This window comes from Sulfuritalea sp. (assembly GCF_031426875.1).
Taxonomy (GTDB): domain Bacteria; phylum Pseudomonadota; class Gammaproteobacteria; order Burkholderiales; family Rhodocyclaceae; genus Sulfuritalea.
This window is the reverse complement of sequence record NZ_JASJPC010000049.1, coordinates 43154-58925: the sequence shown is the minus strand read 5'-3', so window position 1 is coordinate 58925 and position 15772 is coordinate 43154. Positions and strand designations below refer to the sequence as shown.

The following is a 15772-nucleotide window of genomic DNA, read 5'->3' as shown; positions in this document are numbered from 1 at the left end:
GATACTTCCAGTGCTCCAAAGCTGATACGTTCCAAGCAGCGTGCTGCATTCGCCGTGCCGTCAGCGCCGACTCCTAGTTCAGCGTGCGCGCCAGCTGGATGCGGAATTCGCGCACCAGGTCGTCGTATTGCGCATTGCCGCCAAGCAGCGTGAATAGATCGAGCATGGTCTTGCGCGCGGCCTGGTCCTGCCACTGGCGATCGCGACGCACGATTTCGAGCAATTGCTCCAGCGCCGGGCGGTAGTCGTGGACCAGGGCCAGTGCGTGCGCCAGTTGCAGGCGCGCATCGAGATCGCCGGCATTGGCGGCGATGCGTGCGGTGAGTGCCGCCGGGTCGGCGCCGGCTCCGGCGGTGACGAGCTTGAGCCGGGCCTGCAGCGCACCGAGGCGGGCCATGTCCTTGGCGCGATGCTCAAGTGCGTCGAGGATCGTCCTGGCGGCATCGATTCGATGTGCGTCGATGTGGATCTCGGCCAGATCGAGCTGCACGATTTCATTGGCCGGGTCGAGTTGCAGTGCGTCCGCCAGCAGCGAACAGGCGACTTCCGCATCGCCCCGCGCCCGCGCCTCGCGGGCGGCTAGCCGCAGCGGTTCGGCCGGGGAGGGCAGCAGCTTGTCGATGAAGGCGCGGATCTGCGCTTCGGGCAGGGCGCCGGTGAATTCATCGACCATCTCGCCATTGACGAAGGCCTTGACGTTGGGAATGCTGCGTACGCCATAGCGCGCGGCGAGTTCCTGGTTCTGGTCGGAGTTGAGCTTGGCCAGGATGAAACGTCCGCCGTATTCGGCGGCCAGCTTTTCCAGGATCGGCTTGAGGATGCGGCAGGGCGCGCACCATTCGGCCCAGAAGTCGACCAGTACCGGTGCACGGTGCGAGGCGGCGAGGACTTTTTCCTGAAAGTCGGCGCTGCCGACGTCGAGCGAGAAGGCGTTCATGGGTAAGGACTGTTCCGCAAAAATCATGTCTTGCTGCAGTTTCTCAGGCTTGGTCCCGCAAGGCAATTCGGCATCGGCAATTGGCCTGGCCGGGATACGCGGCAGGGTATAATTCCGCGCCTTGGATTTCCATCCCGCCCCTTACCCGCCCCGGTCCGTCCATCATGGCTGAATTCCTTGCCCTGCGGGGCTCTGCTGCGTTTTCGGCGCCCCGCCTGGCGCGCCTGCAAAAGTCCCTCCGCAACACCGTGTCCGGCATCGGCCTGGCGGCCGAACACTGGTATTTCATCGAACTGGCTACGCCCCTGAACGCGGAGGAAACGTCCCGCCTCAAGGATTTGCTGGGCATCCCGGCGACGCTACCGGCGCCGCCCGCCGGTGAACTGTTGCTGGTCACGCCGCGCCTGGGCACGATCTCGCCCTGGAGTTCGAAGGCCACCGACATCGCGAAGAATTGCGGCTTCGCCGCGGTGAAGCGCATCGAGCGCGCCGTTGCCTACCATGTGTCGGGCAAGATCGCGCAAGAGTTGGCGCTGGCGACACGCCTCCATGACCGCATGACCGAGTCGGTGCTGGACTCGGTCGATGCCGCCCGGGCGCTGTTCCACCATGTCGCGCCGCAACCGCTGACCAGCGTCGATCTGCAGGGCGGCGGACGCGAGGCGCTGGTTGCGGCCAATCGCGAACTGGGTCTGGCGCTGTCCGACGACGAGATCGATTACCTGGCGGAAAACTTCGGCAGGCTCGGACGCAATCCGACCGACGTCGAACTGATGATGTTCGCCCAGGCCAACTCCGAACATTGCCGGCACAAGATATTCAACGCGAGCTGGACGGTCGATGGCGAGGACCAGCCGCTGTCCCTGTTCGGCATGATCCGCGAAACGCACAAGGCGCATCCGCAAGGCACCGTGGTGGCCTATTCGGACAATGCGGCGGTGATCGAGGGCGCGAACATCCGGCGCTTCTACCCGCGCGCCGATCGCGGCTACGAGTACGGCGACGAACTCACGCATATCCTGGCCAAGGTCGAAACGCACAACCATCCGACCGCGATTTCGCCCTTTCCGGGCGCGGCGACCGGCTCCGGCGGCGAGATCAGGGATGAAGGGGCTACGGGCCGTGGCTCCAAGCCCAAGGCCGGCTTGTGCGGCTTTTCGGTTTCCGACCTGAAAATTCCCGGCTATGCGCAGCCCTGGGAATCGGCTTACGGCAAGCCGGAGCGCATCGCCTCGGCGCTGGACATCATGATCGAAGGGCCGATCGGCGCGGCGGCCTTCAACAACGAATTCGGCCGGCCCAACCTGGCCGGCTACTTCCGCAGCTTCGAGCAGGAGTTCAACGGCGAGATGCGCGGCTACCACAAGCCGATCATGATCGCCGGCGGCCTCGGCAACATCGCCGCCGACCACGCCTTCAAGATCCGTTTTCCGGCCGGCAGCCTGCTGATCCAGCTCGGCGGCCCCGGCATGCTGATCGGCCTCGGCGGCGGTGCGGCGTCCTCGATGGCGACCGGCGCCAATACCGCCGACCTCGATTTCGCTTCGGTGCAGCGCGGCAATCCGGAGATCCAGCGCCGCGCTCAGGAAGTCATCGACCGGTGTTGGCAAATGAGCTGGCAGCAGGGCGGAAACCCGATACTCGCCATCCACGACGTCGGCGCCGGCGGCATTTCCAATGCCATGCCGGAACTCGCCCACGATGCGGGCTGCGGCGCGGCTTTCGACCTGCGCGCGATCCCCAGCGAGGAGCCGGGCATGAGCCCGCGCGAAATCTGGAGCAACGAGGCGCAGGAGCGCTACGTGCTGGCCATCGCGCCGGAGCGCCTGGACGAGTTCCGCGCCCTCTGCGAGCGCGAGCGCTGTCCCTTCGCCGTGCTTGGCGTCGCCACCGATGACGGGCAACTCACGGTCAAGGACGATCACTTCGGCAACAAGCCGGTGGACATGCCGATGGAAGTGCTGCTCGGCAAGGCACCCAAGCTGCACCGCGATGCGCGGCGCCAGCAGGTCGCGATGCCGCCGCTCGATGTCGCGGCGATCGACCTCAAGGAAGCGGCGTTGCGCGTGCTGCGCCTGCCGGCCGTGGCGTCGAAGAATTTCCTGATCACCATCGGCGATCGCAGCGTCGGCGGTTTCACCGCGCGCGACCAGATGGTCGGCCCCTGGCAGGTGCCGGTGGCCGACGTCGCGGTCACCGCGATGGGCTACGACACATTTCTCGGCGAAGCCTTCGCCATGGGCGAGCGCACGCCGCTGGCCCTGCTCGACGCCGCGGCCTCGGGCCGCATGGCGGTGGGCGAGGCGCTGACCAACCTGGCTGCCGCCGATGTCGGCGACATCGGCAGGATCAAGCTCTCGGCCAACTGGATGGCGGCCGCCGGTCACGGTCACGAGGACGCCGCGCTGTTCGATACGGTCAAGGCCGTCGGCATCGACTTCTGCCCGGCGCTCGGCGTCGCTATCCCGGTCGGCAAGGATTCGCTGTCGATGCGCACCAAGTGGGAAGATCGTGGCTTGCAGAAACAGGTGACGGCGCCGCTGTCGCTGATCGTCACGGCCTTCGCCCCGGTCGAGGATGTCCGCCGCACGCTGACGCCGCAACTGCAGTCCGATGCGGTAGTCGGTGAAACCGAGCTGCTGCTGATCGATCTCGGCCAGGGTCGCAACCGGCTTGGCGGCTCGGCACTGGCGCAGGTCTATGGCGTCAGCGGCGATGCCGTGCCCGATGTCGATCCGGCTTTGCTGAAAAGCTTTTTCGGGGCGATCCAAGCACTGAATCGCGACGGAAAGATTCTCGCCTATCACGATCGCTCCGACGGCGGCCTGTTCGCCGCGATCTGCGAAATGAGCTTTGCCTCGCATGTCGGCGTTTCGCTGAATCTCGACGGGCTTTGCTACGACCCGCTGATGAACGACGTCGATGGCAGCGAACGCTTTCCGCAGATTGCCGGCCGCTTGCGCGACCGCATCATTGCCGCGCTGTTCACCGAGGAACTCGGCGCCGTGCTGCAGATCCGGCTGGCGGATCGCAGCGCTGTGATGCAGGTCTTGCGCGACGCCGGCCTCGGCGCCTGCAGCCATGCCATCGGCACCACCAACACGGCCGATGCGATACGCATCTGGCGCAACGCCAAGGCGGTGTTCGCCGCTCACCGCAATGAATTGCAGCGTACCTGGAGCGAAACCAGCTTCCAGATCGCCCGCCTGCGCGACGATCCGGTCTGCGCCCAGGAAGAGTTCGATGCGCTGTTGGACGCCGAGAACCAGGGGTTGTCGGTTTCAATCAAGTCCGCACCGACGGCGCCCTTTGTCGCCACCGGTGCTCGGCCAAAGATCGCGATCCTCAGAGAGCAGGGCGTCAATGGCCATGTCGAAATGGCTGCAGCCTTCGAGCGTGCCGGCTTCGCGCCTTACGACGTGCATATGTCCGACCTGCAGAGCGGCCGTATGCATCTGGCCGACTTCAAGGGCTTCGCCGCCTGTGGCGGCTTCTCCTACGGCGACGTGCTCGGCGCCGGGCAGGGCTGGGCCAAGTCGGTGCTGTTCAACAGCCGGCTGCGCGACGAATTCACCAACTTCTTCGGCCGTGGCGACAGCTTCGCGCTGGGCGTCTGCAACGGCTGCCAGATGATGGCGCACCTGGCTCCGATCATTCCCGGCGCGCAGGACTGGCCGACTTTCCAGCGCAACCGCAGCGAGCAGTTCGAGGCGCGCGTGGTGATGGTCGAGATTCCGCAATCGCCATCGATAATCCTCGCCGGCATGGCCGGTTCGAAGCTGCCCGTGGTGGTCAGCCACGGCGAAGGCCGCGCCGAGTTCGCCGCCGACCAGAACGGCAAGGCGCTGGTGGCGATGCGCTACATCGACAATCGCGGCGCCGTGGCGACCGGCTATCCCTTCAATCCCAACGGCTCGCCCGAGGGGCTGGCCGGCGTGACCACCGCCGACGGCCGCTTCACGATCATGATGCCGCACCCGGAACGGACCTTCCGCAGCGTGCAGATGTCATGGCAGCCGCCGGGTCTTGGAGAAGACGCCCCCTGGCTGGAGATGTTCCGCAACGCGCGGCGCTGGCTAGGGTAAAGCTTCCCAAAGGGACGCACCGCGCTGGCGCAGACGACAACGGCAGCAGCAAAACAAAACGGGAGCCGCGGCTCCCGTTTTTATTGATGCTGGCCGAGTGACTCAGTCGACCTTGGCTTTGGCGCGCAAATCGTCGATGTGCTTTTGCACCTGACGCTGCTGCAGTTGCTGGCCGATCTGGCCCTTGGCTTCGTCGATGCCCGGCAACTTGAGTTCGCGCGTGTCTTCGAGCAGGATCACATGCCAGCCGAAGTCGCTCTTCACCGGGGTTTCGGTGAATTTGCCTTTTTCCAGCTTGGTCATGGCCGCCGAGAAGGGCGGCACGAAGGACGCGGGGTTGGCCCAGCCCAAGTCGCCGCCGCGTTCCTTGGAGCCCGGATCCTTGGAGTCCTTGGCCAGGTCCTCGATCTTGGCGCCCTTCTTCAGTTTTTCGATAATGGCCTTGGCTTCGTCTTCCTTCTCTACCAGGATATGACGGGCCTTGTACTCCTTGCTGCCGAGCTTGGCCCGGATCTCCTCGTATTCCTTCTTGACTTGGTCGTCGGTGACGGGATGGGTGCGCACATATTCGTTGAGGTAGGCACCGATCAGCACGCCCTGACGGGCGAGGTCGATCTGGCCCTGAACCTCGGGTTTCTTGTCGAAGCCCTTCTTGATCGATTCCTGGGTGAGCACTTCGCGGCGCACCAGTTCTTCCATGACGGCCTTGCGCAGTTCCGGAGAATCGGGCTGGCCCTGCGCGGCCTGGCCGGCAATCAGCGCATCGGCGCGGAGCTTGGGAATGGCCTTGCCATTGACCGTGGCGAATGTCGCGGATTCGGCCTTCTTCTGGGCCAGGGCAGGCGTTGCACCGACCGAAACGGCAAAGGCGAGCAGGAGGGCGTGACGGAGAGTACGGTTCATCGTGGTTCCTGAATGGGCGGGGGTTGTCATGGTTCGTCGGGAGTTTTCGCGGTAATGCTGAGTGCGTGAATTTCCCGCTTCATCAGCGGGCCGAGCGCATCATACACCAAGCGATGTCTTTCCATTGTCCTGAAACCGGCGAAGCGCGGCGAGACAATTTGCAGCCGGAAATGGCCGCCGCCGCTCCTGGCGCCGGCGTGTCCTGCATGCTTGGCCGAGTCGTCGATGATCTCGATGGAGACCGGGTCGAGCGCGGCGAGGCTGGCGCGCATGGCATCGATGACGCTCATGATCTGGGGAACACCTGCTTGAACGGGCGCACTGTGACGCGGGCATAGACGCCGGCGGCGACATAGGGGTCGGCGTCGGCCCAGGTCTGTGCCGCCTCCAGGGAATCGAATTCGGCGACGATCAGGCTGCCGACAAAGCCGGCAGGGCCGGGATCGGCGCTGTCTATCGCGGGAAAGGGGCCGCCCGCCACCATGCGCCCCGCCGCCTCCAGTTCGACCAGGCGGGCGAGGTGGGCAGGACGGCTGGCAAGGCGCTGTTCGAGGCTGTTCGGCACATCTTCGCCGACGATGGCATAAAGCATCATGACTTCTCCGATGGAGCTTCCGGGTGGGAAGAGGACGGGTCCTTCTCGTCGGGCAGGTATCTGGCGAGGACCACGCCTTGCAGAATGATGAAGACGATCATCAGGCCCATGCCGCCGAAGAGCTTGAAACTGACCCAGGTATCGGTGCTGAAGTTGAACGCGACCCACAGATTGACCACGCCCATTACCGCGAAAAAGCCGATCCAGGCAAAGTTGAGCCGGCTCCAGAGCGCTGCGGGCAGTTCCACCTGCTTTTCCAGCATGGCGCGGATCAGGTTCTTGCCGAAGAACTGCGCGGAGCCGAACAGGGTCACGGCGAACAGCCAGTAGAGTATGGTCGGCTTCCATTTGATGAAGGTTTCATCATGCAGGATCAGCGTCGCACCGCCGAACACCACGACCAGTCCGAGACTGACCCAGAGCATGGTGTCCACTTTGCCGTGGCGATGCCAGACCCAGCCGATCTGCGCCATCGTCGCGGCGATCACCACGCCGGTGGCGATGTAAATGTCGAAGGCCTTGAACGCGGCAAAGAAGAGGATGACGGGAAACAGGTCGAAGAGGAATTTCATGGGGTGAATTATATGGCGGCAGCCGGGTGCCAATCGAGCGCAGCGAGCAAATCAGTTACCCCCTTCCTCGGTAAGGGGGATGGGGGATGGCTCGTCAATGGTTAAATTCAGCGAAGCTGAATTTATGCAGTAGCGCAATCCCGTGGGCGCCGGCCCGTCGGGAAAGACGTGGCCCAGATGGGCGCCGCAAGTGCTGCAGACGACCTCGGTGCGGCGCATCGCATGGCTGGTGTCTGCAAGCTCGTCGATGCCGTCCGGCTCGATCGGGGCGGTGAAGCTGGGCCAGCCGCAGCCGGAATCGAATTTCGCCGCCGACTCGAACAGCGGCTCGCCGCAACCGATGCAGCGATAGATTCCCGGGTCCTTGCAGTCCCAGTATTCGCCGCTGAAGGCGCGCTCGGTGCCCTTCTCGCGGGTGACGTGGTATTGCATGGGCGTGAGTTGCGTGCGCCATTCGGCTGCGGTTTTGCTGATCTTTTTGCTCATGAGCGTCTCCGGGGGCTGACTATAATGCGGCCCACGATGAGCGAGATCAAGCCGCACAGGCAAAAAATCATGTTCCCGCAGCTTGCGACGGTGATGGTGCTTTGCACGCCTCGAACGCCGCTTTGCGGCCAGGCGTCCCCGGTTGGGACCGGAACGATTCGATGCGCGTGACCGTGCTCGGCGCCGGCGTCGTCGGCGTGACCAGTGCCTGGTACCTGGCGGCGGAGGGGCACGAGGTGACGGTGATCGACCGTCAGCCGCTGCCGGCGCAGGAGACCAGTTTCGCCAACGGCGGACAGATCTCGGTCAGCCATGCGGAACCCTGGGCCAATCCCCGCGCTCCCTTGAAGGCGCTGCAATGGCTGGGGCGCGAAGATGCTCCCCTGTTGTGGCGCCTGCGCGCCGATCCGGCGCAATGGGCCTGGGGCCTGCGCTTCCTGCGCGAATGCACGGCTGCGCGGGCGCGCGCCAATCTCGGCGCCATCGTCAGGCTCGGGCTGGCCAGCCGCGCCGCGCTGCAGGCCTTGCGCCGGGAACTGGCGCTCGAATACGACCATCTCGAACGCGGCATCCTGCATTTCTATACCGATCCCGGTGAATTCGAGCATGCCTTGCCGCAGGCGGCGCTGATGCGCGAATTCGGTTGCGAGCGGGTGCCGCAGACGGCGGCGCAATGCCTGGCCATAGAGCCCGCTTTGGCAGGATCGCGGGTTCCGGTGGTGGGCGGAACCTATACCGCCAGCGACGAATCGGGTGATGCGCGGCGCTTCACCGAGGCGTTGGCACGGCATGCGGCGGCGCGCGGCGTGCGTTTCCGTCAAGGCGAGACGGTGCAGGCGCTGCTGCGCGAAGGCGGCCGGCTGAGCGGCGTGCGCCTGGTTTCGGGTGAAACCCTGGCGGCAGACTTGACCGTGCTGGCATTGGGCAGCTATTCGCCCTTGCTGTTGCGGCCGCTGGGCCTGCACCTGCCGGTCTATCCGGCCAAGGGCTATTCGGCCACGCTGAGCTTGCCGGACGGGGCAATCGCGCCGACCGTCAGCCTCACCGACGACGGGCACAAGATCGTCATCTCGCGCCTCGGCCGATCGCTGCGGGTGGCCGGCACGGCGGAGTTCAATGGCTACGACACGTCGCTCAACGCCCCGCGCTGCGCTGCGCTGCTGCTGCGCACGCGCCAGATCTTTCCGGCGCTGGCGACGGTGAGCGAGGTCAGCTACTGGGCCGGGCTGCGTCCGGCGACACCCGGCAACGTGCCGCTGATCGGCGACATGGCGGGTGCCGGGCTGGCCGGCTTGTGGCTCAATACCGGTCACGGTACGCTGGGCTGGACCCTGGCCTGCGGCTCGGCGCGATTACTGGCCGATCTGGTTGCCGGCCGCGATCCGGGACTGGACGCTACGCCTTACCGGTTCTAAGCGCCGTCGCACCAGCGCCGACTTTGTAGGAGCCAGCTTGCTGGCGATAAGCCTTGGTGCATGGCGCTGCCATCGCGAGCAAGCTCGCTCCTACGGGGTACGTCGGATTCTCGTGTTAGTGCAGATGCCGCGGCGCGGTTTCGGCCTGTTCTTCGGGCAGTTCCGCGTGCACCGGTTCGCCCTCGGGATTCGGATAGAGCGGGGCGCCGCAGTCGTCGCAGAATTCGAGCGGGAAGCGTTGGTCGAGCATCAGCACGTTGGTCACGCCAGACTCCCGCAATGCGGCTTCGATCTGGGTCGGCGCGTCATTGGTCTCGTCTTCGTGTTCGAGCAGCGGCCAGACCACGCCATGCAGCACGTCGCTGTTGCCGCGCTGGGTGAAGCCGATGCGGAATTCCTCGAGCTGGCGATCATGAAAAGGCGCCACCACGGCGCGCAATTCGCCCGCCGGCTGATTCAGCACGGTTTGCAGGAAGGCCACCGCGGCGCGCAGCGACCAGGGACGCGAGGCCCGGTCGGCATCGCGCACGGCGGCATGGTAGGCCAGCACCGGCATGAATTCGAGGGCGCAGGCGGGCAGCAGCGGCCGCAGCGCTTCGCCGCCCTGCATTGTCCATTGCTTGAAGGATTCCGCCGGATCGCCGTCATCTTCCTGCCAGCGGAACAGCGCCGCGCCGCGCGGAGCGGCGACGGCGCCGACCAGGTAGCGGGTGTCGGAGAGGAAGTTCATGGTCTCAGGCAGTTGCGCCGGGTCGAATTTCAGGTTGCGGCCATGAACCGCGGCCTTGGCCAGCTTGCCCGCGAGATCTGCGGTGTCCGCATAGTTTTGCGGCAACTGGTCGGGGCTGTAGAGAACATCGGAGAGGCTGAGCTTGGCGTCGGCGGCGAGTACGTGGGCCTGCAGATGAACCCGCAGGGCATCCAGCTGCGCCGCGGGAATGTTCCCCGACGGTATCTGGAAGCGCGACCAGGCCAGCACCGGCGCCGCGATCATCACCGTATCGAGCCCTCCGCCGGCTTCGACGCGGCGGGTTTCGGCGCAGGATTCGATCATGTCGGCCAGTTCGTCGTAGGCGCGCGAGCCGCCGTTATAGAGATGGTCCAGCACGGCGATCAGGGTTTCTTCCCCGTTGTCGGCCAGCAGGTGGTCTATGTGCGTCGCAAGGCGGACTTCCCAGTAAGCGTCCTCGATCCGGTTCGAGGATTGGCTGAGTCGGGTTGCCAGGCGCGTGAGCAATTCGGAATCGGGCGTCTGGCGGGCGCGACGAGGAAGGCGGTTGCGTTTCATGGAAAACTCTGGCCGAAAAATAAGCCGGCGGAAGCGCCGGATACGAATTCTACCAGTTGGACGGACTGGTATGCCGGGCGCGGCGCGGCGTCGGAAGCTGATAAAATTCGCACGTTTTTTTGCCAGCGGTGGTGCCCGATGTTTTCGAAATTGATGCCCAAAGAGGCGAAGTTCTTCGATTTGTTCAATGCGCATGCGGATCTGATCGTCAAGGGCGGACGGCAACTGGTGGCCCTGGTCGATGATCTGGGCAAGGGCCCCGATGTACTGGCCCAGCATGTGCAGGCCATCGACGAGATCGAAACCACGGCCGACAAGATCACCCACGAGACTATTGCGCTGCTGCACACCTCGTTCAATACGCCGCTGGATCGCGACGAGATCCACCAGTTGATCATGCGCATGGACGATATCCTTGACCTGATCCAGGATTTCGCCGAAGCCATGTACCTCTACGACATCCGTCAGCTGACGCCGGAAGCCAGGCAGCTCTCGGACATTGTCGCTTCCAGTTGCGAGCGGGTGAAGTCTGCTGTGATCCTGCTCAACAAGATGGACAATGCGCCGGCCATGCTCAAGCTATGCCGCGAAATCGACCAACTCGAGTCCGACGCCGACCGCGCCATGCGTACCGGCATCACCAAGCTGTTCCGCGAAGAGGCCGACGTGCGCCAGTTGATCAAGATGAAGGGCATCTACGAGCTGCTGGAGTCCGTGACCGATCGGGCGGAGGACGTGGCCAACATCATCGAGGGCATCATCCTCGAGAATTCCTGAGCGGCTGCCATGCAAGCGGTCGAGATGAGTCTCACGGTGATCGTGGTGCTGGTGCTGCTGGCGCTGGTCTTCGATTTCATGAATGGCTTTCACGATGCGGCAAATTCAATCGCCACGATCGTTTCCACCGGCGTCCTCAAGCCGCAGCACGCGGTGGCCTGGGCGGCCTTCTTCAACGTCGTGGCCATCGCGATATTCCAGCTCAAGGTGGCCAGCACCATCGGCAAGGGCACCATCGATCCGGCCATCGTCGATCATTACGTGGTGTTCGGTGCGCTGATCGGCGCCATCGCCTGGAACATCATCACCTGGTACTACGGCATTCCCTCGAGCTCGTCCCACGCCCTGATCGGCGGCCTGGCCGGCGCGGCAATAGCCAAGGCCGGCACCGGCTCGCTGGTCTGGGCCGGCATCGGCAAGGTGGTGGCCTTCATCCTGATCGCGCCGCTGCTCGGCTTCATCCTTGGCGGCACGCTGATGGTGGTGGTGTCGTGGCTGTGCAACCGCAGTACGCCGCGCAAGGTGGACAAGAGTTTCCGCCGCCTGCAACTGGTGTCGGCGGCCTTTTACAGTCTCGGCCACGGCGGCAACGACGCGCAGAAAACCATCGGCATCATCTGGATGCTGCTGATCGCCGCAGGTATTTCGAAGTCAGGTGAATCGGTACCGATGTGGGTGGTGTTCTCCTGCTATACGGCGATGGGTCTGGGCACCATGTTCGGCGGCTGGCGCATCGTCAAGACCATGGGCCAGCGCATCACCAAGCTGCGCCCGGTAGGCGGCTTCTGCGCCGAGACCGGCGGTGCGATTACCCTGTTCACGGCAACCATGCTGGGCATTCCGGTGTCCACCACCCATACGATCACCGGCGCCATCGTCGGCGTCGGCACGTCCAAGGGGCCCAGCAACGTACGCTGGGGCGTGGCGGGCAGCATCGTCTGGGCCTGGGTCCTGACCATTCCCGCCAGCGCGCTGATCGCCGCCGTGGCCTGGTGGCTCGGAAAGTCCCTGTTGTAAGGCGCTGTGAGTCCCTGCCAGCATTGTGGCGCCTGTTGCGCCACCTACCGCGTTTCGTTTCATAGCGATGAAGTCGACGACATGCTGGGCGGGCGGGTGCCGGTAGGGCTGACCGAACCGATCGGTGCGCAACTGGCATGCATGTGCGGCACGGCGAGCGCACCCTTGCGCTGCATTGCCTTGCGCGGACGCATCGGCGATGCGGTGTCCTGCGCCATTTACGAGTTTCGTCCGCAAGCCTGCCACGAGTTCGCGCCGCTGGCTGCCGTGGGCGGTGGCGACGAGGCCTGCAACGACGCGCGGCGGCGCCATCGCCTGCCGCCGCTGAGACCGGTGGCGGCATGAGCGGTCGTCGCTGGGCCGCCCCAAGGCGGCCGCAGCCAAGCGTCCGGAATCATGCCGCTTGCGGCGGGATGAACCATGATCGCCCCCTTCCCTGGGAAGGGGGATGGGGGGAAGGTCCATGAATCAGCGCATCGCGCCGGGTCCGGCGGCATTCGGCCTGATGGTGCTGCTGTGCTCCATCTGGGGCTTCCAGCAGGTGGCGATGAAATTCGCCACCGCCGAGATCAGTCCGATCCTGCAGGCCGGTTTGCGCTCGGGACTCGGCGCCGTTCTCGTTTACGCCTGGGCGCGCTGGCGCGGTATCGCCCTGGTCGCGCGCGACGGCTCGCTGCGCCCGGGCCTGCTGGCCGGCCTGCTGTTCGGCTTCGAATTCGTCTTCATTTTCGTCGGCGTCGATCTGACCACGGTCTCGCGCATGGTGGTGTTCCTGTACACCGCGCCCTGTTTCACGGTACTCGGGCTGCATTTTTTCGTGCCCGGCGAGCGCATGGGCTGGCGCCAGGGCGCCGGCGTGCTGCTGGCCTTTGCCGGCCTGGTTACGGCCTTCATCGACAAGGCCGCGGGCGGCAGCCTGCTCGGCGATTTCTTCGGCGTGCTGGCGGCATTGTTCTGGGCGGCGACCACGGTGCTGATCCGCGCCACGGCACTGGCCAGGGTGACGGCGACCAAGGTGCTGCTGTATCAACTGGTGGTGTCGGCCGCGGTCATGTTCCCGTTGTCCTGGCTGGTCGGCGAGCGTGGCATCGGCGTGCTGTCAGCGCCAACTCTCTGGGCCATGGCCTACCAGATCGTGATCGTCGCCTGCATCAGCTATCTGGCGTGGTTCTGGCTGCTGACGCGCTATCTTGCCGGACGGCTGCTGGTGTTCTCCTTCCTGACGCCGCTGTTCGGCGTCGGTTTCGGCATGGTGCTGATGGGCGACCAACCGAGCCTGCACTTCTTCGCCGCCGCGGCAATGGTGGTGGGCGGCATCGTGCTGGTCAATCTGCCGGCAAGGAAATGAACCTGCAAGAAGCATTTGATCCGCAGATTTCGCCGATTGACGCAGATGGATCAGGGCGTTACTTGGACAGGTCGTACCACCTGCCGGGTACGCCGTGGGCATCGGCCACTTCTTTGTTCTATCTGCGTAATCTGCGTCATCTGCGGATTGAATTGAGATTTTTAGGATGAACCGAACCCAGGCGTGCGCTCTCGGCTTGCGCTCGGTCATGCCGCTGCTGGTTGGCGTGGCGCCCTTCGGCGTGATCTATGGCGTGGTCGCGCTGCAAAGCGGCATTCCGCCGCTGGCGGCGATGGCCATGTCCTCGATTGTTTTCGCCGGATCGGCCCAGTTCCTGCTCGCGCAACTGGTCGGTGCCGGCGCGCCACTGCTGCTTACCGCCGGCGCGGTGGGCCTGGTCAATTTGCGCCACGCGCTCTACAGCGCATCGGTGGCGCCGCTGCTGGCAAAACTTCCGCGGCGCTGGAAAATTCTGCTGGCCTACCTGCTGACCGACGAAGCCTATGCCGCGGCAATTCCGCATTTGCTTGACGATGCCGCGCAGCCGCGCTCACCTCATGCGCACTGGATTCTGTTCGGCTCCGGCTTCGGCCTGTGGGCCGGCTGGCAGGTGGCGACGCTGGCGGGGGTGTTGATCGGCGCGCAACTGCCTTCGGATCTCGGGCTGGATTTTGCCCTGCCGCTGACCTTCATCGCCATCGTGGTACCGATGATAGACAGCCGCGCGCTGCTGGCGGCCGCGGTTGCGGCGGGTGCCGTAGCCGTTGTCCTCGCCGCGTTGCCCTACAAGATCGGCCTGTTCATCGCCGCACTGGCCGGACTGATCGTCGGCGCGGCCATGACGAGGAAGGCGGCATGAATCTCTGGCTCCTGATGCTGGTCTGCGGCCTGTTGACCTTCGCCATCCGCTACTCCTTTATCGCGGCGGAAGGGCACTACCAGCCGCCGCCCTGGTTTCGGCGCCTGCTGCCCTTCGTCCCGATCGCGGCGCTGACTGCGCTCACCACACCGGAACTGTTGCTGATGCAGGGCGAACTGGTTCTCGGCAGCGGCAACCTGCGCCTGTGGGCCGGTCTGGTGGCCATCGTGGTTGCCGCTGTCTGGCGCAACACCTTGCTCACCATCGGCTGCGGCTTTGTGGCGTTGTTCCTGCTGCAGCGTTTGGGCGGCTAACGGAGCGGGCAACTGCGAAAGCCGACGAAGATGTCGTCGCGCTGCGGCTCGTAGTAGTTGCGATAGCGCGAGTTGCGCATGCGCGAGTGGGTCGCGAAAGAGCCGCCGCGCACGCTGCGGTGGGTGTGGAAAAACGGCGCGGCGTATTCGGCGTAAGGGTCGGGGCTGAAACCCGGGTAGGGCGCGAAGGCACTGGCCGTCCATTCCCAGACCTGAGTGCCCCAGTCGAAGGCAGCGGCGTGCCGCGCCGCATATTCCCATTCCGCTTCGCTCGGCAGGCGGCGGCCGGCCCAGCGACACCAGGCCTCGGCTTCATGTGCCGTCAGATGAATCACCGGCTGCTCGGGCGCCAGGGCTATCCAGCGCTCGAAGCGGCGCTGCTGCCAGTGGCCTTGTTCGCGGCGCCAGTAGTGCGGCATGGTCTGCCCGGTGGCGGCGAGCCAGGCCAGGCCGTCCGCCGACCACCATTGTGGCTCTCGATAAGCGCCTGTCTCGACGAAGGCCAGGTAGTCGGAGTTCCGCACCGGCGTCGCCGCAATCGCGAAATCGGCAATGCGCTGCGGATGCGCCCATTTTTCGTTGTCGAAGACAAAGCCCCTGGCTGTCGGCGAGCTGCCCATGAGGAACTCGCCGCCGGTCAGTTCGATGTCGGCTGCCGGCGGCAGCGCGGCCAGTCCATCGGCATGGGGCCAGCACAGCGTCTGCCGCATATAGCAGAATGCTTCGTCGTGCATGTCCTCGTGGAACAGCGCGAGGCGATGGAAATAAAGCGCCGCATCGGTCTCGGGCAGCTTGTGCAAGGCATCCAGCGCGGCGGCCAGCGTGTCTTCGAGATAGCGTCGGGTGGTCTGCCAGTTGGGGAGGTCGAGCTGCCAGCGGCTGTCATGCGGGACCGTGCGCGAGTCGTACCAGCGATCGGCATCCGCCAGCAGCGAAGGGGCCGGCGGCTGGTTCGCGCCGCGCTGGCGCAGGCACCAGTATTCGGCGAACCAGGCGACATGGCCGATTTCCCACAGTGGCGGGTTGATGATGGTCAGGCAGGGCACCCGCAGCGGATCGGGCATTGCCGCCGCCGGCCAGTCAGCGCAGGCGTCAAGCAGGCGCACCGTATAATCGCGGGCATCCTGCAACGCCTCGGCCAAGGCTACTTTCCCAGCGATTCTGATATCCGGCATT

At 65.1% G+C, this 15772-nt stretch carries 17 protein-coding genes; 9 read left to right on the top strand and 8 right to left on the bottom strand.

The genetic code is table 11. The features are described from left to right. Positions 1–73: 73 nt before the first annotated feature. Positions 74–937, bottom strand: coding sequence for a thioredoxin (gene trxA / locus RMO95_RS19355; RefSeq protein ID WP_310452303.1), 864 nt, complete (start codon positions 935–937; stop codon positions 74–76). Positions 938–1101: 164 nt separating this feature from the next. On the opposite strand from trxA, the gene purL reads away from it, so the two are divergent. Next, the gene (gene purL, locus RMO95_RS19350) at positions 1102–5022 is read left to right on the top strand and encodes a phosphoribosylformylglycinamidine synthase (protein ID WP_310452302.1); all 3921 of its coding nucleotides are present in this window, start codon (positions 1102–1104) and stop codon (positions 5020–5022) included. A gap of 102 nt (positions 5023–5124) precedes the next feature. Here the strand turns inward: purL and RMO95_RS19345 are convergent, their stop codons facing one another. From RMO95_RS19345 to msrB, 5 genes are read right to left on the bottom strand one after another with little or no spacing between them, the layout of a single operon-like run. Next, positions 5125–5925 (bottom strand): peptidylprolyl isomerase, encoded by an 801-nt coding sequence (locus RMO95_RS19345; RefSeq protein WP_310452301.1) that lies wholly within the window; start codon positions 5923–5925, stop codon positions 5125–5127. A 26-nt stretch (positions 5926–5951) separates the two neighbouring features. Further along, positions 5952–6215 carry a BolA family protein gene (locus RMO95_RS19340; protein WP_310452300.1) on the bottom strand — a complete coding sequence of 88 codons (264 nt, stop codon included), beginning with the start codon at positions 6213–6215 and terminating at the stop codon, positions 5952–5954. Then, a complete protein-coding gene (locus RMO95_RS19335; RefSeq protein ID WP_310452326.1) occupies positions 6212–6517 on the bottom strand; it encodes a YciI family protein in 306 nt (101 codons plus the stop codon). The genes RMO95_RS19340 and RMO95_RS19335 overlap by 4 nt, the downstream gene beginning before the upstream one ends. Next, the gene (locus RMO95_RS19330) at positions 6517–7092 is read right to left on the bottom strand and encodes a septation protein A (RefSeq protein ID WP_310452299.1); all 576 of its coding nucleotides are present in this window, start codon (positions 7090–7092) and stop codon (positions 6517–6519) included. The genes RMO95_RS19335 and RMO95_RS19330 overlap by 1 nt, the downstream gene beginning before the upstream one ends. Before the next feature lie 51 nt (positions 7093–7143). Next, the gene (gene msrB / locus RMO95_RS19325) at positions 7144–7578 is read right to left on the bottom strand and encodes a peptide-methionine (R)-S-oxide reductase MsrB (protein ID WP_310452298.1); all 435 of its coding nucleotides are present in this window, start codon (positions 7576–7578) and stop codon (positions 7144–7146) included. Between the two features lie 161 nt (positions 7579–7739). On the opposite strand from msrB, the gene RMO95_RS19320 reads away from it, so the two are divergent. After that, positions 7740–8993, top strand: a complete 1254-nt coding sequence (locus RMO95_RS19320; protein WP_310452297.1) for a D-amino acid dehydrogenase — start codon at positions 7740–7742, stop codon at positions 8991–8993. Positions 8994–9108: 115 nt separating this feature from the next. On the opposite strand, the gene RMO95_RS19315 is transcribed toward RMO95_RS19320, so the two are convergent. Beyond that, a complete protein-coding gene (locus tag RMO95_RS19315; RefSeq protein ID WP_310452296.1) occupies positions 9109–10281 on the bottom strand; it encodes a DUF2863 family protein in 1173 nt (390 codons plus the stop codon). A gap of 138 nt (positions 10282–10419) precedes the next feature. Here RMO95_RS19315 and RMO95_RS19310 point away from each other — a divergent pair, with 138 nt between their 5' ends. From RMO95_RS19310 to RMO95_RS19280, 7 genes are all read left to right on the top strand, one after another. After that, positions 10420–11058 (top strand): DUF47 domain-containing protein, encoded by a 639-nt coding sequence (locus tag RMO95_RS19310; protein ID WP_310452295.1) that lies wholly within the window; start codon positions 10420–10422, stop codon positions 11056–11058. A 9-nt stretch (positions 11059–11067) separates the two neighbouring features. Further along, on the top strand, positions 11068–12075 hold the full coding sequence (locus RMO95_RS19305) for an anion permease (protein ID WP_310452294.1): 1008 nt from the start codon (positions 11068–11070) through the stop codon (positions 12073–12075). A 6-nt stretch (positions 12076–12081) separates the two neighbouring features. Beyond that, positions 12082–12420, top strand: coding sequence for a YkgJ family cysteine cluster protein (locus RMO95_RS19300; protein ID WP_310452293.1), 339 nt, complete (start codon positions 12082–12084; stop codon positions 12418–12420). A 118-nt stretch (positions 12421–12538) separates the two neighbouring features. Next, complete coding sequence (locus RMO95_RS19295) at positions 12539–13423, top strand: DMT family transporter (protein ID WP_310452292.1); 885 nt, start codon at positions 12539–12541, stop codon at positions 13421–13423. Beyond that, positions 13420–13593: a hypothetical protein gene (locus tag RMO95_RS19290; protein ID WP_310452291.1), complete on the top strand. Its 174-nt coding sequence runs from the start codon at positions 13420–13422 to the stop codon at positions 13591–13593. Before RMO95_RS19295 ends, RMO95_RS19290 begins: the two co-directional genes overlap by 4 nt. Continuing rightward, complete coding sequence (locus RMO95_RS19285; RefSeq protein ID WP_310452290.1) at positions 13590–14282, top strand: AzlC family ABC transporter permease; 693 nt, start codon at positions 13590–13592, stop codon at positions 14280–14282. The genes RMO95_RS19290 and RMO95_RS19285 overlap by 4 nt, the downstream gene beginning before the upstream one ends. Continuing rightward, complete coding sequence (locus tag RMO95_RS19280; RefSeq protein ID WP_310452289.1) at positions 14279–14596, top strand: AzlD domain-containing protein; 318 nt, start codon at positions 14279–14281, stop codon at positions 14594–14596. The genes RMO95_RS19285 and RMO95_RS19280 overlap by 4 nt, the downstream gene beginning before the upstream one ends. Here RMO95_RS19280 and senA read toward each other — a convergent pair. Further along, the gene (gene senA, locus RMO95_RS19275; RefSeq protein WP_310452325.1) at positions 14593–15771 is read right to left on the bottom strand and encodes a selenoneine synthase SenA; all 1179 of its coding nucleotides are present in this window, start codon (positions 15769–15771) and stop codon (positions 14593–14595) included. The two genes, RMO95_RS19280 and senA, sit on opposite strands and share 4 nt — an antisense overlap. Between the last annotated feature and the right edge of the window lies 1 nt (position 15772).

Excerpts from the sequence above, each read along its gene's own strand:
- trxA (WP_310452303.1), bottom strand. The coding sequence starts at position 937 with ATGAACGCCTTCTCGCTCGACGTCGGCAGCGCCGACTTTCAGGAAAAA.
- purL (WP_310452302.1), top strand. The coding sequence starts at position 1,102 with ATGGCTGAATTCCTTGCCCTGCGGGGCTCTGCTGCGTTTTCGGCGCCC.
- RMO95_RS19345 (WP_310452301.1), bottom strand. The coding sequence starts at position 5,925 with ATGAACCGTACTCTCCGTCACGCCCTCCTGCTCGCCTTTGCCGTTTCG.
- RMO95_RS19340 (WP_310452300.1), bottom strand. The coding sequence starts at position 6,215 with ATGAGCGTCATCGATGCCATGCGCGCCAGCCTCGCCGCGCTCGACCCG.
- RMO95_RS19335 (WP_310452326.1), bottom strand. The coding sequence starts at position 6,517 with ATGCTTTATGCCATCGTCGGCGAAGATGTGCCGAACAGCCTCGAACAG.
- RMO95_RS19330 (WP_310452299.1), bottom strand. The coding sequence starts at position 7,092 with ATGAAATTCCTCTTCGACCTGTTTCCCGTCATCCTCTTCTTTGCCGCG.
- msrB (WP_310452298.1), bottom strand. The coding sequence starts at position 7,578 with ATGAGCAAAAAGATCAGCAAAACCGCAGCCGAATGGCGCACGCAACTC.
- RMO95_RS19320 (WP_310452297.1), top strand. The coding sequence starts at position 7,740 with ATGCGCGTGACCGTGCTCGGCGCCGGCGTCGTCGGCGTGACCAGTGCC.
- RMO95_RS19315 (WP_310452296.1), bottom strand. The coding sequence starts at position 10,281 with ATGAAACGCAACCGCCTTCCTCGTCGCGCCCGCCAGACGCCCGATTCC.
- RMO95_RS19310 (WP_310452295.1), top strand. The coding sequence starts at position 10,420 with ATGTTTTCGAAATTGATGCCCAAAGAGGCGAAGTTCTTCGATTTGTTC.
- RMO95_RS19305 (WP_310452294.1), top strand. The coding sequence starts at position 11,068 with ATGCAAGCGGTCGAGATGAGTCTCACGGTGATCGTGGTGCTGGTGCTG.
- RMO95_RS19295 (WP_310452292.1), top strand. The coding sequence starts at position 12,539 with ATGAATCAGCGCATCGCGCCGGGTCCGGCGGCATTCGGCCTGATGGTG.
- RMO95_RS19290 (WP_310452291.1), top strand. The coding sequence starts at position 13,420 with ATGAACCTGCAAGAAGCATTTGATCCGCAGATTTCGCCGATTGACGCA.
- RMO95_RS19285 (WP_310452290.1), top strand. The coding sequence starts at position 13,590 with ATGAACCGAACCCAGGCGTGCGCTCTCGGCTTGCGCTCGGTCATGCCG.
- RMO95_RS19280 (WP_310452289.1), top strand. The coding sequence starts at position 14,279 with ATGAATCTCTGGCTCCTGATGCTGGTCTGCGGCCTGTTGACCTTCGCC.
- senA (WP_310452325.1), bottom strand. The coding sequence starts at position 15,771 with ATGCCGGATATCAGAATCGCTGGGAAAGTAGCCTTGGCCGAGGCGTTG.